The 25,499-nt window shown below is 57.0% G+C and carries 28 protein-coding genes; 25 read left to right on the top strand and 3 right to left on the bottom strand.

Annotation, left to right across the window (positions count from 1 at the left end; translation table 11 throughout):
* Positions 1–112: 112 nt before the first annotated feature.
* From ACR3FC_RS00955 to ACR3FC_RS01045, 19 genes are all read left to right on the top strand, one after another.
* Entirely contained in the window at positions 113–877 is a 765-nt protein-coding gene (locus ACR3FC_RS00955; protein ID WP_480476733.1) for a DUF2182 domain-containing protein, read from the top strand.
* Positions 878–881: 4 nt separating this feature from the next.
* Positions 882–1,586 carry a DUF1326 domain-containing protein gene (locus tag ACR3FC_RS00960; protein ID WP_480472649.1) on the top strand — a complete coding sequence of 235 codons (705 nt, stop codon included), beginning with the start codon at positions 882–884 and terminating at the stop codon, positions 1,584–1,586.
* Positions 1,587–1,739: 153 nt separating this feature from the next.
* Positions 1,740–1,874: a DinB family protein gene (locus tag ACR3FC_RS00965; protein ID WP_480472651.1), complete on the top strand. Its 135-nt coding sequence runs from the start codon at positions 1,740–1,742 to the stop codon at positions 1,872–1,874.
* The gene (locus ACR3FC_RS00970) at positions 1,875–2,978 is read left to right on the top strand and encodes a dimethylsulfoniopropionate demethylase (RefSeq protein WP_480472653.1); all 1,104 of its coding nucleotides are present in this window, start codon (positions 1,875–1,877) and stop codon (positions 2,976–2,978) included. It begins immediately after the preceding gene.
* A 106-nt stretch (positions 2,979–3,084) separates the two neighbouring features.
* The gene (acuI, locus tag ACR3FC_RS00975) at positions 3,085–4,080 is read left to right on the top strand and encodes an acryloyl-CoA reductase (RefSeq protein ID WP_480472655.1); all 996 of its coding nucleotides are present in this window, start codon (positions 3,085–3,087) and stop codon (positions 4,078–4,080) included.
* Between the two features lie 181 nt (positions 4,081–4,261).
* Positions 4,262–4,825 (top strand): ribosome recycling factor, encoded by a 564-nt coding sequence (gene frr / locus ACR3FC_RS00980; RefSeq protein ID WP_480472657.1) that lies wholly within the window; start codon positions 4,262–4,264, stop codon positions 4,823–4,825.
* Between the two features lie 9 nt (positions 4,826–4,834).
* Positions 4,835–5,566 (top strand): isoprenyl transferase, encoded by a 732-nt coding sequence (locus tag ACR3FC_RS00985; RefSeq protein WP_480472659.1) that lies wholly within the window; start codon positions 4,835–4,837, stop codon positions 5,564–5,566.
* The gene (locus ACR3FC_RS00990) at positions 5,563–6,345 is read left to right on the top strand and encodes a phosphatidate cytidylyltransferase (protein WP_480472661.1); all 783 of its coding nucleotides are present in this window, start codon (positions 5,563–5,565) and stop codon (positions 6,343–6,345) included. Before ACR3FC_RS00985 ends, ACR3FC_RS00990 begins: the two co-directional genes overlap by 4 nt.
* The gene (gene dxr, locus ACR3FC_RS00995) at positions 6,345–7,517 is read left to right on the top strand and encodes a 1-deoxy-D-xylulose-5-phosphate reductoisomerase (RefSeq protein ID WP_480472663.1); all 1,173 of its coding nucleotides are present in this window, start codon (positions 6,345–6,347) and stop codon (positions 7,515–7,517) included. Before ACR3FC_RS00990 ends, dxr begins: the two co-directional genes overlap by 1 nt.
* Positions 7,518–7,521: 4 nt before the next feature.
* Positions 7,522–8,874 carry an RIP metalloprotease RseP gene (gene rseP / locus ACR3FC_RS01000; RefSeq protein ID WP_480472665.1) on the top strand — a complete coding sequence of 451 codons (1,353 nt, stop codon included), beginning with the start codon at positions 7,522–7,524 and terminating at the stop codon, positions 8,872–8,874.
* A gap of 79 nt (positions 8,875–8,953) precedes the next feature.
* The gene (locus ACR3FC_RS01005; protein WP_267364732.1) at positions 8,954–9,082 is read left to right on the top strand and encodes a hypothetical protein; all 129 of its coding nucleotides are present in this window, start codon (positions 8,954–8,956) and stop codon (positions 9,080–9,082) included.
* A gap of 128 nt (positions 9,083–9,210) precedes the next feature.
* Positions 9,211–11,571, top strand: a complete 2,361-nt coding sequence (gene bamA / locus ACR3FC_RS01010; protein WP_480472667.1) for an outer membrane protein assembly factor BamA — start codon at positions 9,211–9,213, stop codon at positions 11,569–11,571.
* A gap of 6 nt (positions 11,572–11,577) precedes the next feature.
* Entirely contained in the window at positions 11,578–12,156 is a 579-nt protein-coding gene (locus ACR3FC_RS01015) for an OmpH/Skp family outer membrane protein (protein WP_480472669.1), read from the top strand.
* A 73-nt stretch (positions 12,157–12,229) separates the two neighbouring features.
* Positions 12,230–12,703 carry a 3-hydroxyacyl-ACP dehydratase FabZ gene (fabZ, locus tag ACR3FC_RS01020; RefSeq protein ID WP_267364735.1) on the top strand — a complete coding sequence of 158 codons (474 nt, stop codon included), beginning with the start codon at positions 12,230–12,232 and terminating at the stop codon, positions 12,701–12,703.
* Positions 12,700–13,485 carry an acyl-ACP--UDP-N-acetylglucosamine O-acyltransferase gene (gene lpxA, locus ACR3FC_RS01025; RefSeq protein ID WP_267364736.1) on the top strand — a complete coding sequence of 262 codons (786 nt, stop codon included), beginning with the start codon at positions 12,700–12,702 and terminating at the stop codon, positions 13,483–13,485. Before fabZ ends, lpxA begins: the two co-directional genes overlap by 4 nt.
* Before the next feature lie 4 nt (positions 13,486–13,489).
* Positions 13,490–14,284 carry an LpxI family protein gene (locus tag ACR3FC_RS01030; RefSeq protein ID WP_480472671.1) on the top strand — a complete coding sequence of 265 codons (795 nt, stop codon included), beginning with the start codon at positions 13,490–13,492 and terminating at the stop codon, positions 14,282–14,284.
* On the top strand, positions 14,284–15,450 hold the full coding sequence (gene lpxB / locus ACR3FC_RS01035) for a lipid-A-disaccharide synthase (protein ID WP_480472673.1): 1,167 nt from the start codon (positions 14,284–14,286) through the stop codon (positions 15,448–15,450). Before ACR3FC_RS01030 ends, lpxB begins: the two co-directional genes overlap by 1 nt.
* The gene (locus ACR3FC_RS01040) at positions 15,443–16,018 is read left to right on the top strand and encodes a hypothetical protein (protein WP_480472675.1); all 576 of its coding nucleotides are present in this window, start codon (positions 15,443–15,445) and stop codon (positions 16,016–16,018) included. Before lpxB ends, ACR3FC_RS01040 begins: the two co-directional genes overlap by 8 nt.
* Positions 16,019–16,115: 97 nt before the next feature.
* The gene (locus tag ACR3FC_RS01045; RefSeq protein ID WP_480472677.1) at positions 16,116–16,661 is read left to right on the top strand and encodes a carboxymuconolactone decarboxylase family protein; all 546 of its coding nucleotides are present in this window, start codon (positions 16,116–16,118) and stop codon (positions 16,659–16,661) included.
* Here the strand turns inward: ACR3FC_RS01045 and mnmA are convergent.
* Positions 16,658–17,803, bottom strand: a complete 1,146-nt coding sequence (gene mnmA, locus ACR3FC_RS01050) for a tRNA 2-thiouridine(34) synthase MnmA (protein WP_480472679.1) — start codon at positions 17,801–17,803, stop codon at positions 16,658–16,660. The genes ACR3FC_RS01045 and mnmA overlap by 4 nt on opposite strands.
* Positions 17,804–17,931: 128 nt before the next feature.
* Between mnmA and sciP the strand changes: the two genes are divergently transcribed.
* The 5 genes from sciP to ACR3FC_RS01075 all read left to right on the top strand — a co-directional run bounded on the left by sciP (position 17,932) and on the right by ACR3FC_RS01075 (position 23,725).
* Positions 17,932–18,219: a CtrA inhibitor SciP gene (gene sciP, locus ACR3FC_RS01055; protein ID WP_480472681.1), complete on the top strand. Its 288-nt coding sequence runs from the start codon at positions 17,932–17,934 to the stop codon at positions 18,217–18,219.
* A 91-nt stretch (positions 18,220–18,310) separates the two neighbouring features.
* A complete protein-coding gene (ctrA, locus tag ACR3FC_RS01060) occupies positions 18,311–19,027 on the top strand; it encodes a response regulator transcription factor CtrA (RefSeq protein ID WP_480472683.1) in 717 nt (238 codons plus the stop codon).
* Positions 19,028–19,150: 123 nt separating this feature from the next.
* Complete coding sequence (gene ligA / locus ACR3FC_RS01065; protein WP_480472685.1) at positions 19,151–21,403, top strand: NAD-dependent DNA ligase LigA; 2,253 nt, start codon at positions 19,151–19,153, stop codon at positions 21,401–21,403.
* Positions 21,400–23,490: an ATP-dependent DNA helicase RecG gene (gene recG, locus ACR3FC_RS01070; protein WP_480472687.1), complete on the top strand. Its 2,091-nt coding sequence runs from the start codon at positions 21,400–21,402 to the stop codon at positions 23,488–23,490. Before ligA ends, recG begins: the two co-directional genes overlap by 4 nt.
* Before the next feature lie 112 nt (positions 23,491–23,602).
* Positions 23,603–23,725 carry a hypothetical protein gene (locus ACR3FC_RS01075; RefSeq protein ID WP_267366389.1) on the top strand — a complete coding sequence of 41 codons (123 nt, stop codon included), beginning with the start codon at positions 23,603–23,605 and terminating at the stop codon, positions 23,723–23,725.
* A gap of 184 nt (positions 23,726–23,909) precedes the next feature.
* Here ACR3FC_RS01075 and ACR3FC_RS01080 read toward each other — a convergent pair whose 3' ends face one another.
* On the bottom strand, positions 23,910–24,548 hold the full coding sequence (locus ACR3FC_RS01080; protein WP_209596212.1) for a MarC family protein: 639 nt from the start codon (positions 24,546–24,548) through the stop codon (positions 23,910–23,912).
* 58 nt (positions 24,549–24,606) lie between these two features.
* Positions 24,607–25,059 (bottom strand): iron-sulfur cluster assembly scaffold protein, encoded by a 453-nt coding sequence (locus tag ACR3FC_RS01085; protein ID WP_480472689.1) that lies wholly within the window; start codon positions 25,057–25,059, stop codon positions 24,607–24,609.
* Positions 25,060–25,107: 48 nt separating this feature from the next.
* Between ACR3FC_RS01085 and hisI the strand changes: the two genes are divergently transcribed.
* Positions 25,108–25,497 (top strand): phosphoribosyl-AMP cyclohydrolase, encoded by a 390-nt coding sequence (gene hisI / locus ACR3FC_RS01090; RefSeq protein ID WP_480472690.1) that lies wholly within the window; start codon positions 25,108–25,110, stop codon positions 25,495–25,497.
* Positions 25,498–25,499 lie beyond the last annotated feature (2 nt).

Consider the following 25,499-nt stretch of genomic DNA (forward strand, 5'->3'; position numbering starts at 1 on the left):
GAGAAGACCCTGAGCAAATTTTTATTTGTCTGACATTTAAAAGTCTGACATTTGAAAAGCAAGAGAGTTGAGTCGGGAGGCCGAAGTGAGTCGTACTTGGCTGCGCAGCGGAATGTGGCTGGGCTTTTATGTCCTGATCCTGTGGGCGTGGTGGGTCATGTTCGCGATGGGCCGCGACATGGACCTTGACCTGATTGGTCGTCCGGGGCCCATGGGGCAGGCGATGGCTGCGATGGACCCGCGCATGGATATGTACATGCCGATGGCCGAGTTTGGCACGCTGTTCTGGATGTGGGCGATCATGATGGCGGCCATGATGCTGCCGACACTTGTGCCAACCCTGCGCAGCTATGACGACCTGATCCGCGGTGCCAATGGCACCCGTGCCGGTTGGCTGGGTGTACTTGCAGGGTATTCATTGGTCTGGGTCGGCTTTGCGGCTGTGATCGCGGGAACGCAGCGGGCTCTGCTGTTTGGTGGCGTGATTGATATGCTGGGCATTGCCAGGTCCGGCTGGGTTGCGGGCGGGTTGATGATCGCGGTTGGCGCGTTTCAGTTCTCGCGCGCCAAAGAGGTCTGCCATGGCGTGTGCCACGCCCCGATGGCCTATTTCCTGGGCCATTGGAGAACTGGATTTGCGGGCGGCGTCCGCATGGGGCTGGGCCTTGCTTCCTTCTGTGTCGGATGCTGCTGGGGTTTCATGGCGCTGGGTTTTGTGGGCGGTGTCATGAGCCTTTTGTGGATGGGCCTCGCGACCCTATTCATGGTTTTGGAGAAACTTCCCCAGATCGGTCATGCTGTAACCCGACCGGTGGGATTTGTATTGATTGCGGGCGGTCTTGTCCTGCTCGTTTACCCTATTAACTACGGAGGATAAGCCAATGGCAAAGAACAGAAAACCGGATGCCGACCGGTTGCCCGTCAGCCAGCGTATCGACAGCCGGATGCCCAATCCCAAACGTCGCGAGATGAGCCCGACGGAATGGGCCATCAAGGGGGAGTTGATCCTGAACTGCTCGTGCGATGTGTTCTGTCCCTGCGTCGTTTCACTGGGCGCGCACCCTCCGACCGAAGGGCATTGTCATGCCTGGATGGGTATTGTCGTTGATGAGGGCCATTACGAGGGCGAGGACCTGTCGGGTCTGAATGTCGGCCTGCTGGTCGATATTCCCGGCCGGATGGGCGAAGGCCAGTGGAAAGTGGCGGCTTACGTAGATGAGCGCGCCAGCGGCAAAGCCTATAACGGGCTGCTGCAAATCTTCAGCGGGCAGGCGGGCGGTACCACCGGTCTGTTCACCATGCTCGTCAGCGAAATCATCGGGGCCGAACGGGCACCGGTTCAGATCGAGCGTGACGGCACCAAGCGCCGCATCATGATCGGCCGCAAGATTCAGGGTGAGATCGAGATGCTGGCGGGCAAAGACCCCGAACATCCCGTGATGGTTTCAAACTCCAAATACTGGATGGGTCCTGACATCATCGTGGCGCGCGGCACCAAGTCGAAAGTGCGCGACTACGGGCGCGTTTGGGATTTTGGCGGCAAGTCCGCTGAAATCTGTCCGATCGATTGGCACGGGCCCAAGTGATGATCACAGGCGCACTTGCGCAAGAGATGGCGCGGTAAAATCACTGGCAAAACTCGCAGTTGGCCGAGTTTCTGCAATAGTTGTCGCATCAGAAACTGACTGTTGATTGGGCCAATCAAAAGGTGCTTAGTCGTAAAAGAGGTCGACATCACAATGTCTTACGAAAACTGTGTCATCCATATCTTCAACCATCAGACCCACCACCGGGATCAATTGCACAAAATGCTGACCGAAGTTGGTTCGCAAACGCCCGTCAGCGACATCGTCTTTATGCCCAAGGAGGTTTGAATGCCGCAGATTTCCGCCTCTCGCCGCTTGCGGCGCACACCGTTTTCAGAAGGGGTCGAGGCCGCAGGGGTCAAGGGATACACGGTTTACAACCGCATGTTGTTACCCACGGTCTTCGACAGCATCGAAGCCGATTACCGGCATCTGAAATCCCATGTGCAGGTCTGGGATGTCGCATGCGAGCGGCAGATCGAGCTGCGCGGACCGGACGCCGCGCGCTTGATGCAGATGCTGACCCCGCGCGATTTACGGGGGATGTTGCCGGGGCAATGTTTCTATGTCCCCATCGTGGACGAAACCGGAGGCATGCTGAATGACCCGGTTGCGGTAAAACTGTCCGAAGACCGCTGGTGGATTTCAATCGCTGACAGCGACCTGTTGTTGTGGGTCAAGGGAATCGCCGTTGGATATAGTCTGGATGTGCTGGTGGACGAACCGGATGTGTCACCTCTTGCTGTTCAGGGTCCCAAAGCCGACGACCTGATGGCGCGTGTCTTTGGCGACCGGGTGCGCGACATCCGGTTCTTCAAATTCGATATGTTCCAGTTTGAAGGTCGCGATCTGGCTGTGGCGCGATCGGGCTATTCCAAACAAGGCGGGTTCGAGATTTATGTGGAAGGCAGCGATATCGGCATGCCCCTTTGGAACGCCCTGTTTGCAGCAGGGGAAGATTTGCAGGTGCGCGCCGGATGCCCGAACGTGATCGAACGGATTGAAGGTGGTCTGCTGTCTTATGGCAATGACATGACCGACGACAACACCCCGCATGAGTGCGGTTTGGGCAAGTTCTGCAACACACATACCGCGATTGGCTGTATCGGTCGGGACGCGTTGCTGCGTGTGGCCAAGGAAGGGCCTGTTCAGCAAATCCGCCCCGTCGCCATTGCCGGCGATCCTGTACCGGGCTGCGACCGCCCATGGGGCCTTTACGCGGACGGCAAGCGTGTGGGGCAGGTGACCTCGGCCGCGTGGTCACCCGATTTCAACACCAACGTCGCCATTGGCATGGTACGCCTGAGCCATTGGGATGCGGGAACGGAGCTGGACGTAGAAACACCAGATGGAATGCGCCGCGCGACCGTGCAGCCGCATTTCTGGATTTAAAGGGGGGTTTTGGGGGCGCTGCCCCCGTCGCTGCGCGACTCCCCCGGGATATTTGGGGCCAGGTGAAGCAACGGGCCGGTTACAGAAACACGAAAGGAATTGAGAGATGTTCAATGCACTTGTGATGGACAAGGACGAAGAAAGCGGTTTGGCGAGCGCGTCGGTCAGACAGCTTTCGCTGGATGATCTGCCGCACGGCGACGTCACGGTCGCGGTTGAATATTCCACAGTGAACTATAAGGATGGTCTGTGCCTGTCCCCCAAAGGGGGTGGTTTGGTGCGGGCGTATCCGCATGTCCCCGGAATTGATTATGCCGGTACTGTCGAGGCATCGACCGATGCGCGTTACAAGCCGGGTGACAAGGTTGTTCTGACCGGGTGGCGGGTAGGCGAGGCGCATTGGGGTGGTTATTCGCAGAAAGCCAGTGCCAAGGCGGACTGGCTGGTTCCTCTGCCGGATGGGCTTGATACCCGGCAGGCGATGGCTGTTGGTACCGCCGGGTTTACCGCGATGCTGGCCGTGATGGCGCTAGAGGATCACGGGCTGACCCCCGATCGCGGCCCGGTTCTGGTAACCGGGGCGGCCGGTGGTGTCGGGTCGGTGGCCACTGCCATTCTGGGTCATCTCGGCTATCAGGTGGCTGCCGTGACCGGGCGACCCGAAACCGGAGATTATCTGAAATCGCTGGGTGCAACGACAATAGTGCCCCGCGATGAGCTGAATGAGACTACCAAGCGCCCGTTGGAAAGTGAAACTTGGGCAGGCTGCGTGGATGCCGTGGGCGGTGCGATGCTGGCGCGTGTGCTTGGGCAAATGAAATACGGCTGCTCGGTCGCGGCCGTGGGTCTGGCGGGCGGTGCGGCGTTGCCTGCAACGGTGATTCCTTTCCTGCTGCGCGGTGTGAACCTTCTTGGCATCGACAGTGTCATGCAACCCTATGAAAACCGGGTTCGTGCCTGGCAAAGGATCGCAACCGACCTGCCCATGGACAAGCTCGAGTCGATGGTTCAACCGGCGGCCTTGTCTGATCTTCCGCAACTGGGTGCCGATATCCTGAAAGGGCAGGTCAAAGGGCGCGTTGTTGTCGATTTGAATGCCTGAGCGCAGATGACAGCCTAAACCCGATACGATGCCGTGTCGGGTTTTGCGAAGGCGCGTTTGGTACAAAATGATCGCAACACCTCTGGCCATTGGTACAAAACCGCCTCATGATTGCTATACATCCCAAATGTGATGGCGTAAGACCCATCCAAAGAGTACCTGAATACGGGGAGTGAGCAGCATGTCTGACGACTTCGAACTGGACACCGATGACCTGAAACGCCGCATGGATGGCGCAATGGCCAATCTGAGAACCGAATTTGCCTCGCTGAGAACCGGGCGCGCCTCGGCTTCGATGCTTGAGCCTATTATGGTAGACGCTTACGGCTCGACGACACCGATCAACCAGGTGGGCACCGTCAACGTCCCAGAGCCGCGCATGGTCACTATAAATGTGTGGGATAAGTCATTGGTAGGAAAGGTTGAAAAAGCCATTCGCGAAAGCGGATTGGGCATCAACCCGCAGCTGAACGGCACAATCATAATGCTGCCGATTCCCGAGTTGAACGAAGAGCGTCGCCGTGAACTGGGCAAGGTCGCTGGCCAATATGCGGAAAGCGCCCGGATCGCGATCCGCAATGTGCGCCGGGACGGCATGGATCAGATCAAGAAGGCAAAAGCGGACGGTATGTCTGAAGACGACCAGAAGCTGTGGGAAAGCGAAGTGCAGGATCTGACGGATGCGATGATCAAGGCTGTAGATGCGGCGCTTGAAACCAAGCAAACTGAAATCATGCAGGTCTGATCTGGTCTGATGCCGAAAGATCCCCAAACTGATCCGGTCTGCGGCCCGCGCCATGTCGCTATCATCATGGATGGCAATGGCCGTTGGGCGCAGGCGCGTGGTCGCCCCAGGCTGTTTGGGCACCATGCCGGTGCGCGGCGTGTTCGCGAGGTTGTCGAGGCCTGCCCACATCTGGGGATCAAGTACCTGACTGTGTTTGCATTCTCGACCGAGAACTGGAAGCGAACGCAGGTTGAGGTGGCCGGGTTGATGAGCCTGTTTCGGCGCTACATCATCAAGGAGACACGGACCCTGGCGGATAATGGCATCCGGGTTCGGTTCATAGGTGATCGGGTAAGGTTGGATTCAAAACTGATCGAATTGATGGATTCACTGGAAGAAGAAACCAAGGACAACGACCTTGTTCATTTGACGGTCGCCCTGAATTATGGCGGTCGGGACGAGGTGGCGCGCGCCACCAAACGTCTCGCGCGGGATGTAGCCGACGGGCGGCTTAAACCCGAGGATGTGGATGAAGAAACGTTGCCTAAGTATCTGGATACACGCGTTCTTCCGGATCCCGACCTTGTCATTCGAACCAGTGGCGAAGCACGGATTTCAAATTTTCTGCTGTGGCAGTCGGCCTATTCCGAGTATGAATTTATAGATACGTTGTGGCCGGATTTCACCGCGGCAGAACTCGAAAGGCTATGTCGCAACTATGGGGCCAGAGAGCGCCGGTACGGGGCGGTTCTGGCATGAGTGATGGCCGGTGGTCTGATCTGACGAGCCGGGTCCTTTCTGCCGCCGTTCTGGTTGCGATAGGGGCGATCGAAGTCTGGCTTGGCGGTCTCTGGTTCGAGGTCTTCATTGCAGCTGCTTGTGGCCTGATGACCTGGGAACTGGTTCGGATGATTGACCCTGAAAGCCAGGGTGTGGCCGTGCAGTTGGGCGTTCTGAGTGCGTTTGCCGTTATCCTCAGCTACCACCTGCCGGCGCTATACACGCTCCCTGTCGTGCTTGCGCCAGCTTTGGTGGGTATGGGACAGATCAGCCGCTCGAAAACCTTGTACGGCTTGTTCGCGGTCTGGATTGTCGCGGCTGGTTTGGGTTTCATTTCCATTCGCGAAAACTCGGGATTTGGCTGGATGGTCTGGCTGATAGCGGTGGTGGTGGCCACGGATGTGGCGGGCTATTTTGTGGGCAAAATGGTCGGAGGGCCCAAGTTCTGGCCAAAGATCAGCCCTAAGAAAACATGGTCGGGAACGGCAGGCGGATGGGCTGCCGCGGCCTGTGTCGGTATCGCCTTCGCAAGCCACGCGGGTTTCGGATTTGCCTTTGTTGTTGTTTCCGTTTTCGCATCAATGGCCAGCCAGGCGGGTGACATAATCGAAAGCGCGATCAAACGTAAGTTCGGGGTCAAGGACAGTTCGAACCTGATCCCCGGCCATGGCGGCTTTCTGGATCGGTTCGACGGCATGATGGGGGCTGCGGTGTTTGTTCTGATCGCAGGTCTTCTGTACACGCCGGGTGAGATGTAATGCGACGGATTTCCGTTCTTGGCGCCACGGGTTCGATCGGGCAAAACACGCTTGATCTGATTTCGCGTAATCCCGAAGACTATGATGTGGTGGCGCTTACCGGCGGCGCGAATATTCAACAGCTTGCCGATGACGCTCGTCGGTTGCGCGCCGATTTGGCTGTCACGGCACACGAAGACAGGTTGGAGGACCTGCGCGTCGCCTTGGCGGGCAGTGGGGTCGAAGTGGCGGCCGGGCCGCGCGCAATTGCCGAGGCTGCCGCGCGTCCGGCGGATTGGGTCATGTCAGCAATCGTCGGGGCAGCAGGCCTTGCGCCTGGGATCGAAGCCCTGAAACAAGGGACGACACTGGCCTTGGCCAACAAGGAAACACTGGTCTGCGCCGGATCACTGGTTCTGGAAACTGCAAAAAACTATGACGCGCGTTTGCTTCCGGTCGACAGTGAGCATTCTGCCGTGTTTCAGGCGCTGGTCGGCGAAGATATCAAAACGGTCGAACGCGTGATTATCACCGCAAGTGGCGGAGCGTTCCGCGACTGGCCGCTGAAGGATCTGGCAACCGCCACCGTCGAACAAGCGTCCAGCCATCCGAATTGGGATATGGGACAGCGGATCACAATCGACAGTGCCTCGATGTTCAACAAGGCGTTGGAAGTAATAGAAACAAAAGAATATTTCGGAGTATCTCCGGATCAAATCGAAGTTTTGGTTCATCCTGAATCCATTGTCCATGCAATGGTCGGGTTTCGAGATGGCGCAATGATGGCACATATGGGCGCCCCCGACATGCGCCATGCCATAGGGTATGCGTTGCACTGGCCGGAAAGGCAGAAGCTGCCGGTTCAGCGGCTGGACCTGGCAAAGCTGGCTCAGCTACGCTTTAACGAACCGGATCTCACACGCTATCCAGCCCTAAAACTTGCTTGGGACGTCATGGAGTGCGGTGGGCTGGCCGGCGCGGTATTCAATGCCGCCAAGGAACGCGCGCTGGATCACTTCATTGCGCGCCGGATCGGCTTTCTTGATATGGCGGACACCGTTTCTGCCGTATTGGACAGGTTTGACGCAACGGGTGGCCTTATTGATGCCCCGATGACACTTGATAACGTACAGCAAACCGACCATCTGGCACGTCAGTGGGTCGATAACACTGTGATGGAACGAGCAGGATAGAATTTTGGACGTACTTTCCCTGATCCCGCAATTCGGCAATCTGCTGTGGACGATTGTTGCCTTTGTTATTGCGCTGTCGGTCATTGTGGCCGTGCATGAATATGGCCACTACATTGTGGGCAGGTGGTCGGGTATCCATGCCGAAGTCTTCTCGCTCGGGTTCGGGCCGGTGCTCTGGAGCCGCAAGGATAAGCGCGGAACCAAGTGGCAGATCGCAGCATTGCCTTTTGGTGGATATGTAAAGTTTCTGGGCGATGCCAATGCGGCCTCCGGCAAGGATGAAGAGGCGATGGAAGACATCGCGACCCAAAGTCCTGAGGAGTTGCGCCGCACCATGCACGGCGCCCCGCTATGGGCACGGGCAGCAACTGTCGCGGCTGGCCCGGTCTTTAATTTCGCCATGTCCATTCTGGTTTTTGGCCTGATCTTCTGGTCACAGGGCGTTTCGCGTGAACCCCTGACCGTTGGCGCGTTGCAGCCTTTGCCAGGCACCGTGCAGGAATTGCGCGAGGGAGATGTGATTACGGCTATCGCCGGTCGTCCGACACCGGACTATGACGAAGAAGTCGCATGGAAGGAATTCATCGACCAACTGCCTGTTCAACCGGTTCTGGATTATTCCGTGATCCGCGATGGCCACCCCCTTGAGGTTCAGGCCCCCTGGATGCTTCCGCCGCTGATCCGTCAGGTTGCCCCGCGCAGCGCGGCTATGGATATCCAACTGAAGCAAGGGGATGTCATCACCTCGGTCAATGGTGAACCGATCTTTGCCTTCGAACAGCTAAAGGATCATGTCGAAGGATCGGACGGCCGCGTCTTGCTGCTTGAAGTCTGGCGGGATGGGTCCGAGTTGGAATTTGCCCTAGCGCCCCGGCGCACGGATGAACCGCAGCCTGATGGTGGTTTTGTCACCCATTGGCGCATCGGAATCGTCGGTGGCATGATGCTGGAGCCTGCTACGGTACCGGCTGGTCTTTTCGATTCCCTAAAGGGCGGTGTCATCCAGACAGGCCGCATCATCGAAGGGTCCTTGTCCGGCATGTGGCACATGGTGACGGGCGCAATCAGCACCTGCAACATCTCGGGGCCAATCGGAATTGCCGAAACCTCGGGGGCGATGGCCAGCCAAGGGGCGCAGAACTTTATCTTCTTCATTGCTGTCCTTTCGACGGCGGTCGGGTTGTTGAACCTGTTTCCCATTCCGGCGCTGGATGGCGGGCATCTGATTTTCTACGCCTACGAGGCCATTGCCGGGAAACCACCCAGCGACCGGGCGTTGCGCATACTCATGGGCATTGGGATTGCGATCATTCTGACGCTGATGCTGTTTTCGGTCAGCAACGACCTGTTCTGCTGAATGTGGCGGCTGGAGCAAATTCCAGCCGCATTCCCGCCATATTTCAGCGCTACAGTATTCCCGTTAAAAGGGAACAGTCATGTCCAAAACGCTGAAAAAATCGTATCAAAGCTTTAGCTTCCTGTTCATGTTGAATTGGGACGTTATGCTGAGCTTTGCCGTTACAGCGTTGGCAATGGCTGGGGCCGCCTATCTGGCGGGAATGTGATTCTCGGTTAAATCGTAGGTCTGTTGTCCCGTGGCTGTCTGCCTGACTGCTTCGATATCGCCTTTTGACAAGCTCATTCAATCCCGTTACTCAGCATTAAAGTCTCAAAATTCTGGGTAGAGCATAAAATGACTGACAGGCGAGACGCAGGCACATCCTGCGGGGGGCATAAGCCGATAAACAATATTTTGTGGCAGGCGCTAACGGTTTTTTTCCTTTTTGTTGCGGTAAGCTTACTGGCGTTTCCACATGCGGCATCGGCGCAAAGCTACACGATCAACTCGTTTGATGTTGAGGGGAATCGCCGGATCGAAACCGGGACAATCATCGCTCGTACCGGAATCGAACCGGGCCAGACCGTAACGGCCGGACAGCTTAACGATGCCTATCAGCGTTTGCTTGACAGTGGTGTATTTGAAACAGTCGAACTGACACCGCGCGGCACGACTCTGGTCATTCAGGTTCAGGAATACCCAACGATCAACCAGATCAGCATTGAAGGGAATGCTCGCGTCAAAGACGACGTTCTTCTGGACGTGATCTCGTCGCAACCACGCCGGGTTTTTACGCCTCAGGCTGCCGAAGCGGATGCTGACACGATCGCCGAAGTGTATTCGGCCCAGGGTCGTGTCGCGGCAACTGTCATTCCTCGCATCATCCGTCGCAGCGACAACCGGGTCGATCTGGTCTTTGAAGTGGCAGAAGGCACGACCATCGAGGTCGAGCGCGTCAGCTTTGTCGGCAACCGCGCCTTTTCGGACCGGAGGCTGCGCCGGGTTCTGGAAACCAAACAGGCAACGTTTCTGCGGACATTCTTCCGCAACGACACGTTTATCGGCGACCGCATCGAATTCGACAAACAAGTCATTCGTGATTTCTACCTGTCGCGGGGCTATATCGATTTCCGTGTGAACAGCGCCAACGTCGAATTTACCCGCGAACGGGATGCGTTCTTTCTGGTGATGAACGTCACCGAAGGCCAAAAGTTCTCGTTTGGAAAGATAACGACGGTTAGCGAAATCGCCGGTGTCGATGCGGCGCCGTATCAGGATGCGCTGAAAATCAAACCTGGCGTGACCTATACGCCGACGCTGGTGGAAAACTCGATCGCGCGGCAAGAGCGCCTTGGGTTGAAGCAGGGCGTTGATTTCCTGCGTGTTGAACCGCGTGTGACGCGCAATGACCGAGATCTTACCCTGGATGTCGAATTTGTTCTGACGAAGGGTCCGCGTATTTTTGTTGAGCGGATCGATATCGAAGGCAACACCACCACGCTGGACCGTGTGATCCGCCGTCAGTTCGACACCGTCGAAGGTGACCCGTTCAACCCGCGTGAAATCCGTCAAGCCGCGGAACGCATCAATGCGCTTGGGTTCTTTGCGGTTGCGGAAGTTGAGCCTCGGGAAGGGTCGTCACCCAGCCAGGTCATTCTGGATGTTGATGTCGAAGAACAGCCTACAGGCTCTCTGAGCCTTGGCGGCAGCTACTCGGTCACAGACGGCTTCGGGATTGCAATCGGCCTGAACGAGGCGAACTTCCTGGGACGCGGTCAGAATCTTGGTGTGTCCATCTCGACAGCACAGGATTCAGAACAGTACACGATTAACTTTACCGAGCCCTATTTGCTGGGCCGAAAGCTGCGTTTCGACCTTGGACTGGGTCTGTCGGCAACCAATTCCGGCTTTGCAAGTTACGACACGAGCTCGTTGTTTTTCACACCTCAACTGACCTATGCAATCGGCGAACTTTCTGCTCTTCGGTTGCGCTATGACTGGGACCGCAGCGAGATGACCCAGCAGAGCGATCAGGTCAACGGTGCGGTGATTGCGTCTGAGATTGCGCAGGGGAAACGGACATCCAGCTCGCTGGGACTGTCATACATCTATGACAGCCGGATCGGTGGTCTGGACCCGAATTCAGGCGTTCTGTTCGAGGTTGGCGTCGACGCGGCGGGTCTTGGTGGCGATAACAAATACTTCAAAACCACCGCTCGCGGGATCGCCCAAACACGGGTCTGGAACGAAGAAGTCGTTCTGCGTGCAACACTGGAACTGGGTGCGTTTAATTGGACTGGCGATGGTTTCAGCCGCGCTGTTGACCGCTTTGTTTTGGGGCCTCGTACCTTCCGCGGGTTTGAACCGGCCGGTATTGGCCCACGTGATTTGTCCAATGGCCAGGATGATGCCATCGGTGGCAACTATTACTGGGTCGCGCGTTTTGAAACCGATTTCCCCTTGGGTCTGCCCGAGGAGCTGGGCCTGCGGGGCGGTCTGTTCTATGATGTTGGAAACCTATACAACATCAACGATGTGAACACCGCAGGGGCAAATATCGTTGGTGCAGACGGGTCCATTCGTCACGTAATCGGCATCTCGGTCCTGTGGGAAACACCGTTTGGACCTTTGCAGTTCAACTTCTCGAAGGCTCTGAAAAAGGAAACGTTCGACAAGGAACAGAACTTTGACCTGACCATTCAGGCTCGGTTCTGATCTGCGATGACGAACAGGTTCTTTACCTTGATACAGGGCCCGCTTTGGGCCCTGTGTGCATTTTTGATGCTGTTTCAGGCCCCTTCGGCTGAAGCACAGCAACTGGGTGTTCCGCAAGCCAGCGTGGTCACATTGTCCGGCGAGCAGCTGTTCAAGAATTCGGCATTCGGGCAGCGTGTTTTGCGCGAGATCGAAAAAGAAAGCGCGATGCTTGCGGAAGAAAATGAACGGATCGTCGCGGAACTCAGCCGCGAGGAAAAAGACCTGACTGAAAAGCGTGCAACCATGCCAGCCGAAGAGTTTCGACCTCTGGCCGAAGCTTTCGATGTCAAGGTGCAGTCCCACCGTGATGGGCAAAGAGCAAAGCTTGACGCGTTGGCGCGTCGCAGCGAAGAGGCGCAACAGACGTTCTTTGAAATAGTTCGTCCGATCCTTGTTGATTTGCTGCGCGACTTTGGGGCCAGCGTGATCATCGAACGTTCCAATGTCGTTGTAAGCACGTCAGATATCACAGAAGCTGCGATAACCCGTGTAAACACGGCAATTGGCGATGGCAGCGGGTTGCAAAAGGACACAAGCGAATAGGTTCGCTTGCCCTTGCGAGGCTGTATTGCTAACCACGCTGAAAAAGAAACATTCAGAACGGGATACCTGAATCATGACAACGGAACCCAAAAGCGCCGATATTCAGTTGATCCAAAGGATCCTGCCGCATCGTTATCCGTTTTTGCTGGTCGACAAGGTGGTGGACATCTCTGGCTATCAATCAGCCCGAGGTATCAAGAACGTCACCATGAACGAGCCGCATTTCCAAGGGCATTTCCCGGGAACACCGATCATGCCGGGTGTTACCATCGTCGAGGCGATGGCGCAGACAGCAGGCGTAATGCTGGGCGTGGGTATGGATGTCATCGACACCGAGTTGCTGATTTATTTCATGAGCATCGACAAATGCAAATTCCGCAGGAAAGTTGTTCCTGGCGACGTCCTGGAAATGCATGTCGAAACGGTTCGCGGCAAGAAAGGTGGCAAGCTTTTCAAATTCAACGGCCGCGCAACTGTTGATGGTGAAGTGGCCGCCGAGGCAGAATTCTCGGCCTATGTCGATTGGGATATGGAAAAAACAACATGAGCGGTATCCACCCCAGCGCGATTATCGAAGACGGGGCGCAGATCGGGCAGGATTGCGTCATCGGTCCTTTCAGCTATGTGGGCGCCAATGTAAAACTGGCTGATCGGGTCGAACTGAAGTCTCATGTCGTTGTGACCGGTGACACATCGATTGGCGAAGACACCGTGATCTTTAATTTTTCGGTGATCGGTGAGATTCCGCAGGACCTGAAATTTGGCGGTGAAAACACGCGCCTTGAAATCGGTCAGCGCAACCGCATTCGCGAGCACGTGACGATCAATACCGGGACCGAAGGTGGCGGCGGTGTAACCCGGATCGGGGATGATTGCCTGCTGATGGCAGGTGTTCATGTGGCCCATGACGTGCAGATCGGCAACCGGGTTATCATGGTGAACCACGCAGGGGCAGCAGGTCACTGCATCGTCGAGGATGATGTGATCGTCGGTGGCATTTCGGGCCTGCACCAATGGGTGCGCGTTGGTCGCGGGGCGATTATCGGTGCGCTCACCATGGTGCCCAAAGACGTCATTCCCTACGGTTTGGTACAAGCGTCCCGGGGCGAGCTTGAAGGTCTGAACCTCGTGGGTCTCAAGCGTAAAGGTGTTTCGCGCGAAGACATCTCGGCATTGCGTGCCGCGTTCAAGGAGCTGTCTGAAGGCGATGGAACGTTCATGGATCGCGCCAACCGTCTTGGTCAGGGTAACGACAGCGACTATGTGCAGCGGATCGTTGATTTTGTCACCGGACACAGCGATCGGTCGTTCCTGACACCGAGGAAATAGGAACATGCTTGCGGTGATTGCGGGAACCGGGGCGCTGCCGACCGAATTGGTTGCCCAGCTGGCAGAACGTCCGCTGATCTGCGCGATGGAAGGGTTCCTGCCGGATGATCTGGTCGCAGATATCGTGTTTCCGCTTGAACAGCTTGGCAGTTTTATTGCCGGGCTTCAGGCGAAGGGCGTGACCGAGATTTGTATGGCCGGCGCAGTTCGGCGCCCGCAGGTTGATCCCAAGCGTATTGACGCGGCAACGATGCCGTTGGTTCCGGTGATCCAACAGGCCATGCTGTCGGGTGATGACGGAGCTTTGCGGGCTGTCATTGGCCTGCTGGAAAGCGCAGGTTTGCGGGTGCGTGCCGCGCATGAAATCGCCCCAAGCCTGTTGCCGCCTTTGGGCTGTCTTACCGAAGTGCATCCATCCGAAAGTGACATGACAGATGCGGACCGTGCTGCCGGAATTCTGCGGGCCATGGGGGCTGCGGATATTGGTCAGGCCTGTGCCGTCTCAAAAGGGCAGGTTTTGGCAGTCGAGGGCATCTTTGGAACCGCCTGGATGCTTCAATCCCTGACGCAACGCCCGGACGCGGGCGGCGGCATACTGTTCAAAGGCCCAAAGCCCGATCAAGATCGGCGTGCTGATCTGCCTGCCATCGGGCCCGACACCGTCACGGATGCGGTCGCGGCAGGCTTGTCTGGCATCGTTCTGGAAAAGGGCGGTGTGCTGGTTTTGGAAAAAGAACAGGTCATCGCCGAATGTAACCGTCTTGGGCTGTTCCTGTATATTCGCGAGCGGGCAGTCTGATGCGCGTCTTTCTGGTCGCCGGTGAACCTTCGGGCGACCGGCTGGGCGGCGCGTTGATGGAGGGGCTGAAAACACTGATCCCCGATATTGAATTCGACGGGGTGGGCGGACCTTTGATGGCGGCTCAGGGGCTGACCAGCCGGTTTCCAATGTCGGAACTTTCGGTGATGGGTTTGATCGAGGTTCTGCCGAAGTTTTTCCACCTCAAGCGTCGGATCTCGGAGACCGCGCACGCAGTTTTGGACACACAGCCGGATGTTCTGATTACCATCGACAGCCCTGATTTCAGCCTGCGTGTCGCCAAAATCGTCAAAGCCGCCAGTGGTATTCGCACCGTGCATTACGTTGCGCCCAGTGTCTGGGCCTGGCGTCCGGGACGGGCGGACAAAATGGCAAAGGTCATCGACCATGTGCTGGCACTGCTTCCGTTCGAGTCGCCATACATGGAGCGGGCAGGGATGGAGTGCGACTTTGTCGGCCACCCTGTTGCCAGCGAACCGACGGCAACACAGGCCGAGATTGCGGCCTTCCGGAGCAAGTACGACCTAGGGGATGTACCAGTCCTGCTGGCTCTGCCCGGATCGCGCCGGGGTGAGATCGAACGTCTGGCAGACACGTTCGGTGAGGCATTGCGGCTGTTTTTGACGGACCATCCCAGTTATCGTGTCGTGGTTCCAACCGTGGGTGCGACAACTGACCTGGTCAACGCTCTGACGCAAAGCTGGCCGGGCGCACCAATAGTGCTCGACCCGCGAAAAATGGGGGCCGGGCAAGCCACGGTCGAAAAACGCGCGGCTTTTGGCACGGCATGTATCGCGCTGGCCGCTTCGGGTACGGTTTCTTTGGAACTGGCGGCGCAGAATACACCTATGGTGATCGCCTACAAACTCAATTGGCTGACCCAGAAAATGGCCGAACGCATGGTCAAGCTGGACACTGTTACATTGGTCAATCTGGTATCTGAAACACGCGCCGTGCCTGAATGCCTGCTGAACGATTGCCAGCCAGACAAGATCGCCAAAGCCCTGCATGATGTGACCAATGCCCCTGACGCTCAGCAACTCGCGATGAACCTGACAATGGAACGGTTGGGGCGCGGAGGAGAAGCACCGGGGTTGCGGGCGGCACGAGCTGTGCTGGACAGAATGCAGATTGAGCATGCTTGATCACACGCTGTTCGCCGCTTCAGCCGGGGTTGCCATGATATCCACCAATCTGGACAATCTGGCCGTCCTACTGGGTTTGATATTGGTGATCGAGCAACGCCGCGCCATCATTGGCTTTGCCGTCGCGCAGACAATTGTTCTGACATTGGCCATGACCGTCGCATTGGGTGTTGACCAGAGCGGCGCACCGTTTTGGATCGGGTTTCTGGGTCTTGTACCACTGGCCTTTGGTTTGCGCGGAATCTGGCGGCAGTTTTTCGGGGCCAATTCTGAAGGAACCGAGGTAAAAGGGGCCGTAACATCGGTGGTTTCCCTGTTCCTGAGCCTGTCGATTGACAGTTTCGCGGTCATGACACCGCTATTGGCGGAGTCTGCCCCTTCATACCGTGTTGCCGCCTTGATCGGCGCAGCACTGGCCGCTTCAGTTCTGGTCGTAGTTGCCGCCTGGGGCGCACCTCGGGCCAAAAGCCTTGGGCCACGCGTCGCCCGTATGGATCGGATCGCCCCATATATCATGGTCTGCGTCGGGCTTTACATCCTCTTCAATTCGCCCACGGATGCCCTGTAACAGATCTGTTTCGGCATTCCGTCTCGGGTTTGTTATCGCGACCGTCTGTTGCAGCGGTGCGGACTTAAGATATCCTCGCTGAAAAGGAGATTTCATCATGACCCGCATCCCCCCTTTGTCAGACCCTGAGATGGCAGACGAGACACGCGCGTCACATGCGGCTTTGGGTGCTTATGGCCCGTTCGACAATTGGGCCCGGGTTGCCGCACATTGTCCACCGGTTCTGGAACATGTCGCGGGCATGTTGACGGCGTTGCGGGAACAGCAAACCTTGCCGCGTCGTGCGCTGGAACTGGCCATGGTGACGGTTTCCAAATTGAACGCCTGTGACTACTGCGTCTCGCATCATACTCCGCTGTTGACGGTTGCAGGTCTCAGCCCCGAAGGCGCGGCGCGTTTGCCAGATGTCGAAAACCACCCTGAACTGGACGCGTGCGACAAGGCCGTCGTGCGATACGCCGAGGCTGTAACGACACGATCAGGCCGCATGCGCGACGCTGAGGTTTCCAACCTGCGGGACTGGTTCAGCGATGCCCAGATTGTCGAGTTAACCTGGCGCATCGCATTGTGCGGTGCATTCAACCGGTTCAACGATGCGCTTCAGATCCAGATCGAACCCGAGGTTGAAACCGTTTCAGCCTAGTACCCGCGCCAGATCCAGCCACCGCCAAAGATGCGGCTGCCTTCTGAGGCATAGAAGACGCAGGCCTGACCGGGCGAGATGCCTTCTTCGGGTGTCAGCAATTCAACCTCAGCAGTGGTGTCGGACAGCGGTCGAATAATGGCCTCGCGCGGGGGGCGGGTCGAACGGACCTTGACTGAAAGGTGCCATTCTTCGCGCGAAGTGAAGGGTTCATCGCCCAGCCAGTTGATTTCACGCACGGGAACGACACGCGTTGCCAGCATCTCTTTGGGGCCGACCACAACCTGTTTTTTGTCCACGTCCAGCTTAACCACATAAAGCGGCTCGCTCAGGCCGCCGATGCCCAAGCCGCGCCTTTGGCCGATCGTGTAATGGATCACCCCGTTATGCTGTGCCAGAACGCGGCCATCGGCATGAACAATCTCACCCGGTTCCGCAGCACCGGGGCGCAGCTTTTCAATGACGCTGGCATAATTGCCGTCGGGCACAAAGCAGATGTCCTGACTGTCGGGTTTGTCCGCCACAGACAACCCATATTGAGCCGCCATTTCGCGGGTCGCGTCTTTTGAGGGCAGGTGACCCAACGGGAAGCGCAGGAAATCAAGCTGTTCAGGCGTCGTCGAAAACAGGAAATAGGATTGGTCCCGGTTGGCATCTTCGGCGCTGTGCAGTTCCGGGCCGTTTGGCCCCATCTTGCGCTGGATATAGTGCCCGGTGGCCATACAGTCGGCCTCAAGATCCTTGGCGGTTTCCAGAAGGTCCTTGAATTTTACGCGCTCGTTGCAGCGAATGCAGGGGACGGGTGTTGCGCCTGCCAGATAGCTTTCCGCAAACTCATCGATCACCGCGTCCTTGAAGATGTTTTCATAGTCCAGAACATAGTGGGGAAACCCACGCTCTTCTGCTACGCGGCGCGCATCGTGGATATCGATCCCGGCACAGCACGCCCCTTTCTTGGCCAAAGCCGCGCCATGGTCATAGAGTTGCAGTGTCACCCCCACCACATCATAGCCCTGATCGGCCAAGTAGGCCGCGACGACAGAGCTATCGACGCCCCCTGACATGGCAACAACCACCCGCGTTTCCGAGGGCGGTTTGGCAAAGCCAAGCGAGTTCAGCGGGGTCTCGGTGTCGAGGGCCATTGGCGGTTCCTGTCCGGGTTAAGAAAGACCGGCAGAATATAGGAAAATTCTACACACTCTCAAGGGGCGGTTTCATACGACCTTAAGTAGGCTGGTGCCAGCTTTGATGCAGCAAAAAGGGTAAAGCGATGTATTTGCACAAAGTGGAAGGGCCAAGGTCTGTTTCTCTGCCGGATGGATCCATACTGACGCGCGCCGATCTGCCGCCGACCAGCACAAGGCGGTGGGTAGCCTCACGCAAGATTCTGGTCGTGCGTGGGGTACTTTACGGGCTGATCAGCCTGTCTGAGGCAAAACAGAAATACGGCATCAGCGACGAAGAATTCAACGGCTGGGTTTCCCTGGTCGCGGAACACGGTGTCGAGGCTTTAAAAGCCACGGCCTTAAAAAAGTATCGACAACCTAAAGGTGAGTAGGAATAAATGATTCAACGGTAACGTCAGATTAACCATTCTTGGTCAGGTTTAATTTTAATTGGAATTATTGACCCGAATTGGAGCAGTGAAAATGCGTATACTTCTTGTCGAGGATGATCCGACCACGTCTAAAAGCATCGAACTGATGCTGACGCATGCGAACCTAAACGTTTATGCAACGGATCTTGGCGAAGAAGGTATCGATCTGGCAAAGCTCTACGATTACGACCTGATTTTGCTGGACCTGAACCTGCCGGACATGAACGGGCATGAAGTGTTGCGCCAGCTACGGATTGCCCGTGTGGAAACACCGATCCTGATCCTTTCGGGCGCAGATGATACGGACAGCAAGATCAAAGGTTTCGGGTTTGGCGCGGATGACTATCTGACCAAACCCTTCCACCGCGAAGAACTGGTGGCCCGCATTCATGCCATCATTCGCCGGTCGAAAGGGCATTCGCAGTCCATCATCCATACAGGTCGCGTGGCTGTAAATCTGGACGCCAAGACCGTTGAGGTGGACGGAAAAACCGTGCACCTGACCGGAAAAGAGTACCAGATGCTGGAATTGCTCAGCTTGCGTAAGGGTACGACTCTGACCAAGGAAATGTTTCTGAACCACCTATACGGCGGCATGGATGAACCCGAGCTGAAGATCATCGACGTCTTCATCTGCAAACTGCGCAAAAAGCTCAGCAACGCAACTGGTGGTGAGAATTATATCGAAACCGTTTGGGGCCGGGGTTACGTGTTGCGCGACCCGCAAAGCAACACATTGGACGAGACGCTAATGGCGGTCGGCCTCTGAATTGAACCGTTTGTGTCGCTGGTAGTCCAGGGCGGCACTTTGCACTCACGGCTCAGCACATCTGGACCTGGCCATGGCCTCGCCCTATCACTGAGGTCCAAGAACGCGTGACAGGGCGAGGCCATGAGCAATTCCATTCCCATATCAGACCTGACGGATGATGAGGCGCGTGCCGAACTGGCGCGGTTGGCGGACATCCTGTCGCGAGCCAACACTCTGTATCACGCAGAAGATGCGCCCGAGTTGTCGGATGCGGATTATGATGCCCTCAAACGCAGAAACGCCGAGATCGAGGCGCGTTTCCCCCACCTGAAACGTGCTGACAGCCCGACAGAGCAAGTCGGGGCCAAACCGGAGGACGGGTTTTTAAAAGTTACTCATGCCGTCCGAATGATGTCACTGGGAAATGCGTTCGACGATGGGGACATTGCCGATTTCGACACCTCGATTCGCAAATATCTGGGCCTTGATGCAGGCGCGCCATTGGCTTTCACAGCTGAACCCAAGATTGACGGCCTGTCTTTGTCCTTACGCTATGAGAACGGACAACTGGTTCAGGCCGCAACGCGGGGCGACGGTGAAGTTGGCGAGAACGTAACGGCCAACGCCTGCACAGTCTCTGATATTCCACAGCTGATCGAGAACGCGCCCCAAATTCTTGAGGTCCGGGGCGAGATTTACATGTCTCATTCCGATTTTGAAGCGTTGAATGAGCGGCAGGCTGAACGGGGGGGCAAACCCTTTGCCAACCCGCGCAATGCAGCGGCAGGGTCACTGCGCCAGCTGGATTCGGAAATTACCCGTTCCCGCCCATTGCGCTTCTTCGCCTATGCATGGGGTGAACTGTCAGAGCCTTTGGCAGATACTCAGATTGGAGCAATTGAGCGTCTTGCGACCCTTGGGTTCCCCACGAATCCCTTGACCCGCCTATGTGCCACGACTGAGGACATGATCGCTCATTACCGGGATATCGAAGCGCAGCGTGCGACTTTGGGGTATGACATCGATGGGGTCGTCTACAAGGTAAACGATCTGTCTTTGCAGGTACGTCTGGGTTTCCGCTCAACGACGCCAAGATGGGCAATTGCGCATAAGTTCCCAGCCGAACTGGCCTGGACCAGATTGGAGGCGATCGACATTCAGGTTGGTCGAACAGGGGCGCTTAGCCCCGTGGCACGGTTGCATCCTGTAACGGTTGGCGGAGTGGTAGTCTCCAATGCCACATTGCACAACGAAGATTACATCGCAGGGCGCGATGCCAAGGGCGGCGCGATCCGTGAAGGAAAAGATATCCGAGTGGGCGATTGGGTTCAGGTTTATCGCGCTGGCGATGTGATCCCCAAACTGTCGGATGTCGACTTGTCCAAACGCCCCGCCGATGCACGCCCTTTTGCCTTTCCGACACATTGCCCCGAATGCGGGAGTGATGCGATCCGCGAAGAAGGCGACGCGGTTCGACGGTGCACCGGCGGCCTGATCTGTCCCGCGCAGGCCGTTGAAAAACTAAAACATTTCGTGTCGCGCAAAGCCTTTGATATAGAAGGGCTGGGTGCAAAACAGATTGAAATGTTCTATGGGGATCCAACCCTTCCGATCAATGCGCCAGCTGATATCTTCACGCTGGAACAACGGGACGCAGCCAGTCTGACGCGGTTAAAAAACCGGGACGGGTGGGGCGAAACATCCGCCAGGAACCTGTTCGAAGCCATTGATGAAAAGCGGAAAATTCCCTTTGCGCGCTTGTTGTTCGCACTGGGCATTCGGCATGTTGGCGAAGTGGGTGCGCGCGATCTGGCGCTTTTTTACCGCGACTGGGATGCGATGGCACTCGCGTTGGACACTGCGCGCCCGGCCGCGCTGGCCCAACGGCAGGCCGATGAGGCGGAAGATACAGAGCGTACTGCTGCGCAGCTTGAAGGGCGTCGCGCGCGCGTGAAAGAAGTGCGGGACGCAGCCACCGCGGAGGCCAATGTCGCAGCCGACGCCAATGCCGCCTGGGCAGAGCTGATCGGCATCGACGGTATTGGCGCAACGCTTGGCCTTTCACTGTCGGACGCATTTGCCAATGAAGAGGAACGACGGGCTTTCGACACGCTGCGCAGCGAATTGACGGTTATCGCCCCTGACGCGCCAGCCTCGGACAGTCCGGTCGCGGGTAAAACCGTAGTGTTCACCGGAACGCTGGAAAAGATGACCCGCGCCGAAGCCAAAGCGCGGGCCGAGGCCTTGGGCGCTAAGGTTTCCGGCTCTGTCAGCCAGAAAACCGATATTCTGGTCGCGGGTCCCGGAGCCGGGTCAAAGGCGAAAAAGGCGGCGGAACTTGGGATCGAAACTTTGGACGAGGATGGCTGGCTTCAGCTGATAGAAGGCGCATGAGCGGACGCCCCGAACAGCTTTTCCCGCTATTTGCGGGGCTGGAAACGTTGGATGGCGTCGGTCCCAAGACGGCACAGGCCATGGCGCAGACCGGGGTGGAATCCCCGCGCGATGTTCTTTTCAGCCTGCCTTATGCCGTGGTGGATCGGCGCAGGCGGGATACAATTCAGGGGGTGGACCTGCCAGCCACTCTGACCGTGGAAGTGACAGTCGGCCCGCACAGGCCGCCTCACAACAAGGGAGGGGCTTATCGCGTTCATGTCGAAGACAGTCAGGCCGATTTCCAGCTGGTCTTTTTCCACGCACGTGGTGAATATCTGAAAAAAGTTTTGCCGCAAGGATCTCGCCGCGTGGTTTCCGGCAAGTTGGAACTGTTCGACGGCATGGCGCAGATGGTGCACCCTGACCACATGCTGCCCGTTGAACAAGCCGGAGATATCCCGGAATTCGAACCGGTTTACCACCTTACGCAAGGGCTGACCCAGAAAACAGCGTTCAAGGCCAGCCGCAGCGCGTTGACACGCACACCCAAGCTAGAGGAATGGATCGATCCGGCGCAGGTGTCACAGCAAAACTGGCCGAGCTGGTCTGCGGCCATTCACGCCGGTCACAATCCGCGCGGCGCTGATGATGTCGCGCCGTTTGCCCCTGCGCGTCAGAGATTGGCGTATGACGAATTGTTTGCGCATCAGTTGACGCTCGCTCTGGCCCGGCAGCGAGAGCGCAAGTCGCGGGGGATCGTCAGCGTGGGAACCGGGGTACTGCAATCGAAAGTGCTGGCAAGCCTTCCCTATCGCCCGACTGATGCACAAACGCGCGCTATTGATGAGATTTCGGCTGATATGGCGTCTGACGCCCGAATGAACCGACTGTTACAGGGCGACGTCGGCGCCGGTAAGACGCTGGTGGCCTTCATGGCGCTTCTGATCGCCGTTGAGGCAGGCGGGCAGGGCGTGATGATGGCCCCGACCGAAATTCTGGCACGCCAGCATCTGGAAGGGTTGCGCCCACTGGCCGAGCAGGCCGGAGTGGTTCTGGAACTGCTTACCGGACGTGATAAGGGCGCGGAGCGACGTGCCAAGATTGAGGCACTTAAACAAGGCGATATTCACATTCTGGTTGGCACACATGCAGTGTTTCAAAGTGATGTTGAATTCAAGGCGCTGAGATTGGCCATCGTCGACGAACAGCACCGGTTTGGCGTGCGGCAGAGAATGGAATTGTCGGAAAAAGGCAAGGGGGCCGATGTTCTGGTAATGACTGCCACCCCGATCCCACGCAGTCTTGCGCTGGCGCAATATGGCGACATGGATGTTTCGGTGCTGGATGAAAAGCCTCCGGGGCGAAAACCGATCAAAACGGCGATTGTCAACACACAGCGCATGGACGAAGTCATCGCCCACCTTCGGCGAGCGATTAATGAGGGGCGACAGTGTTACTGGGTGTGCCCTCTGGTCGACGAATCCGAAGTTTCGGACCTGACGGCGGCCGAGGAACGCTTCAAACGTTTGCGGGCCATTTTAGGCGAGGGAGTGGTGGGACTGGTTCACGGACAAATGCCACCCGCCGACAAAGACGCCGCGATGAGCGCGTTTCAGAACGGGCAAACAAAGGTCCTTGTTGCCACGACGGTGATCGAGGTCGGCGTGAACGTACCCAACGCAACGATCATGGTCATTGAACGGGCCGAGATCTTTGGGCTGGCGCAATTGCACCAGTTGCGAGGGCGCGTCGGGCGCGGGGATGCGGAATCCACTTGTTTGCTGATGTATCAACCACCGCTCAGCGAGGGAGGGCGTAAGCGGCTGGAGGTTCTGCGCGAGACAGAAGATGGCTTCCGAATCTCGGAAACTGACCTTGAGATGCGAGGCGCGGGCGATCTGATCGGAACTGCGCAATCCGGGTTGCCAAAATTCCATATCGCGGACCTCGAACGTCAGGCAGGATTGATGGCCGTCGCCCAATCCGATGCGCGGGCGCTGCTAACGACCGATCCCAAACTGACCTCTGACAGGGGACGGGCCGCACGCGTACTGTTGTGGTTGATGAAACAGGATCAGGCGATTCGTTTGATTTCAGTGGGTTAGCTGTAATGTTCTCTAAAGTTCACAAATGTTCTCAAAAAGTTCTTTACCTACACGGAAAAATATGAGAACAAAAGGTCAACAAAGGATTAAAGCTCTGACCGGAGGTGACCGTATGCTGACCCAGATCAAGACCGCTTTCAGCCGCGCGCAATCGACCATCCTGCAGGATGCCGTTGGCGTGTTGTCTTTGGTCGTGATGCTGATGGTGGCCCTTCACTTGCCGGTTGGTTTCTAAGCCTTTCTGCCTGCGATCTCGTGCCGAAAAATCCGCGCTGTCATCCCCATTTCAGTCAAGGGTGACCTGCCTGTCCCAAACCCCTTGAGGGGCCATGCCTCGGCCCCGCGCGGTACACCGGACCCGACGCGAGACACGCAATACCTGCCGCCGCCCTTTCGCCCGGAAAGCGCGGCGGCTTTTTTTACAATTGGCCGGTTTTGAAGATTTCCAACAGTGCGGACAGGACTGAGTTGGCAGCAACCGAGGCCAAAATCATCCCCATTACACGGCTGATGATCGCCGCGCCTGAATGGCCGATCAGCCGAATGATGGGCTCGGCCAATAGCATCAGTACAAACGCAACCAGCAATACAGAAAGCATGACAAGCGCTGTGATACCCTGATCAGCGATACTGTAACGGTGGTTGTCGGTCAGGATAACGATTGCCAGCATCGCGCCAGGGGATGCCAGTGAAGGCACGGCCAGCGGGAATATCGCCGGGTTCTGCTGGTGATACGCGTCTTCACGATCTTCTTCGGCTTGCCGTTGTTCGACCTCTTGTTTGCTTTCACCAAAGATCATCGTCAGGGCAAACAGAAACAGGATAATGCCGCCAGCGACCTGAAACGAATTAAGCCCGATATCCAGCGCTTCGATCAGCACCTGACCAAATACAAGGAAAAACAGCAATACGGCAGCACTTATCACGGCTGCTAACAGCGCTGTCCGCCGCCGGCCTGCCGCGTCCAATCCCGCAGTAACGGCGATGAAAACGGGAATTGTTCCAATCGGGTCGATAACGACCCAAAGCGTCACGAAATGCTCGAGCAAATTATTCAAACCCATCCCTCCTGAAATCTTGGCAGAGGGTAAACGGGTTTCCGCCAAATAGCTATAATCAGGCGCAGTTTGCCTGTTCAGCCTTCGCCATGGCCTCAGCCGTGGCATCCAGTACCAGCAGGATCGACGCATGGCGGTTCTTATAATCCCGAGCAGGCATCAGCACCTCAAGCCCGTCAAACGGTGCATCGGGTGCAGGACCGCCATTCTTGAGCATGGCCGCCAACTGATCACGCGCAGCTTCGACCTGCGCCCGCGACGCTCCAATTATTGCATCCCCAACGACCGAGGCAGACGCTTGCCCCAAAGCACAGGCCTTGACGTCCTGACCAAAGGCACTGATCTGACCGTCGCGAACCTTGATGTCGACAGTTACACTCGATCCGCATAAAGGTGAGCGTTTCTTGACGGTTGCATCAGGATCTTCCAGTCGCTCAAGATGCGGAATATCCGCAGCCAGCGCCAGAATGCGCCCGGAATACAGCTTAATCAGGTCGTTCTCGCCGCTCATGGCTTTCCCTCGTCGTGTGTTACCCATACATAGTGGCCAGCCCACCGGATGCAAAAGGTTTTTCAGATGTCTGACCCAGTCGTGTTTGACCCCTCTAAATTGAGATTTAATGAGGCGGGTCTGATCCCGGCGATTGCGCAGGATGAAGCATCAGGCGAGGTTCTGATGATGGCCTGGATGAACGTGCAGGCGGTTGAAAAGACCCTCGAAACCGGGCGGGTAACCTATTGGTCGCGCTCCCGGCAGGCCTTCTGGATCAAGGGCGAAACCTCGGGCCATGTGCAGGAACTGGTGGATTTCCGGATCGATTGCGACCGGGATTGTCTATTGGTTCTGGTCCGTCAAACCGGTGCAGCCTGCCATACCAACCGACGAACCTGTTTTTTTACCGCCGTTCGGGATGGGGTCGAGGCTAAACTGATGGCGCCAATGGAGTAGGG

It is taken from the genome of Ruegeria sp. AF3 (genome assembly GCF_056536285.1).

Coding starts and splice junctions, on each gene's coding strand:
- ACR3FC_RS00955 (WP_480476733.1), top strand. CDS start 113: ATGTGGCTGGGCTTTTATGTCCTGATCCTGTGGGCGTGGTGGGTCATG.
- ACR3FC_RS00960 (WP_480472649.1), top strand. CDS start 882: ATGGCAAAGAACAGAAAACCGGATGCCGACCGGTTGCCCGTCAGCCAG.
- ACR3FC_RS00965 (WP_480472651.1), top strand. CDS start 1,740: ATGTCTTACGAAAACTGTGTCATCCATATCTTCAACCATCAGACCCAC.
- ACR3FC_RS00970 (WP_480472653.1), top strand. CDS start 1,875: ATGCCGCAGATTTCCGCCTCTCGCCGCTTGCGGCGCACACCGTTTTCA.
- acuI (WP_480472655.1), top strand. CDS start 3,085: ATGTTCAATGCACTTGTGATGGACAAGGACGAAGAAAGCGGTTTGGCG.
- frr (WP_480472657.1), top strand. CDS start 4,262: ATGTCTGACGACTTCGAACTGGACACCGATGACCTGAAACGCCGCATG.
- ACR3FC_RS00985 (WP_480472659.1), top strand. CDS start 4,835: ATGCCGAAAGATCCCCAAACTGATCCGGTCTGCGGCCCGCGCCATGTC.
- ACR3FC_RS00990 (WP_480472661.1), top strand. CDS start 5,563: ATGAGTGATGGCCGGTGGTCTGATCTGACGAGCCGGGTCCTTTCTGCC.
- dxr (WP_480472663.1), top strand. CDS start 6,345: ATGCGACGGATTTCCGTTCTTGGCGCCACGGGTTCGATCGGGCAAAAC.
- ACR3FC_RS01005 (WP_267364732.1), top strand. CDS start 8,954: ATGTCCAAAACGCTGAAAAAATCGTATCAAAGCTTTAGCTTCCTGTTC.
- bamA (WP_480472667.1), top strand. CDS start 9,211: ATGACTGACAGGCGAGACGCAGGCACATCCTGCGGGGGGCATAAGCCG.
- ACR3FC_RS01015 (WP_480472669.1), top strand. CDS start 11,578: ATGACGAACAGGTTCTTTACCTTGATACAGGGCCCGCTTTGGGCCCTG.
- fabZ (WP_267364735.1), top strand. CDS start 12,230: ATGACAACGGAACCCAAAAGCGCCGATATTCAGTTGATCCAAAGGATC.
- lpxA (WP_267364736.1), top strand. CDS start 12,700: ATGAGCGGTATCCACCCCAGCGCGATTATCGAAGACGGGGCGCAGATC.
- ACR3FC_RS01030 (WP_480472671.1), top strand. CDS start 13,490: ATGCTTGCGGTGATTGCGGGAACCGGGGCGCTGCCGACCGAATTGGTT.
- lpxB (WP_480472673.1), top strand. CDS start 14,284: ATGCGCGTCTTTCTGGTCGCCGGTGAACCTTCGGGCGACCGGCTGGGC.
- ACR3FC_RS01040 (WP_480472675.1), top strand. CDS start 15,443: ATGCTTGATCACACGCTGTTCGCCGCTTCAGCCGGGGTTGCCATGATA.
- ACR3FC_RS01045 (WP_480472677.1), top strand. CDS start 16,116: ATGACCCGCATCCCCCCTTTGTCAGACCCTGAGATGGCAGACGAGACA.
- mnmA (WP_480472679.1), bottom strand. CDS start 17,803: ATGGCCCTCGACACCGAGACCCCGCTGAACTCGCTTGGCTTTGCCAAA.
- sciP (WP_480472681.1), top strand. CDS start 17,932: ATGTATTTGCACAAAGTGGAAGGGCCAAGGTCTGTTTCTCTGCCGGAT.
- ctrA (WP_480472683.1), top strand. CDS start 18,311: ATGCGTATACTTCTTGTCGAGGATGATCCGACCACGTCTAAAAGCATC.
- ligA (WP_480472685.1), top strand. CDS start 19,151: ATGAGCAATTCCATTCCCATATCAGACCTGACGGATGATGAGGCGCGT.
- recG (WP_480472687.1), top strand. CDS start 21,400: ATGAGCGGACGCCCCGAACAGCTTTTCCCGCTATTTGCGGGGCTGGAA.
- ACR3FC_RS01075 (WP_267366389.1), top strand. CDS start 23,603: ATGCTGACCCAGATCAAGACCGCTTTCAGCCGCGCGCAATCGACCATC.
- ACR3FC_RS01085 (WP_480472689.1), bottom strand. CDS start 25,059: ATGAGCGGCGAGAACGACCTGATTAAGCTGTATTCCGGGCGCATTCTG.
- hisI (WP_480472690.1), top strand. CDS start 25,108: ATGCAAAAGGTTTTTCAGATGTCTGACCCAGTCGTGTTTGACCCCTCT.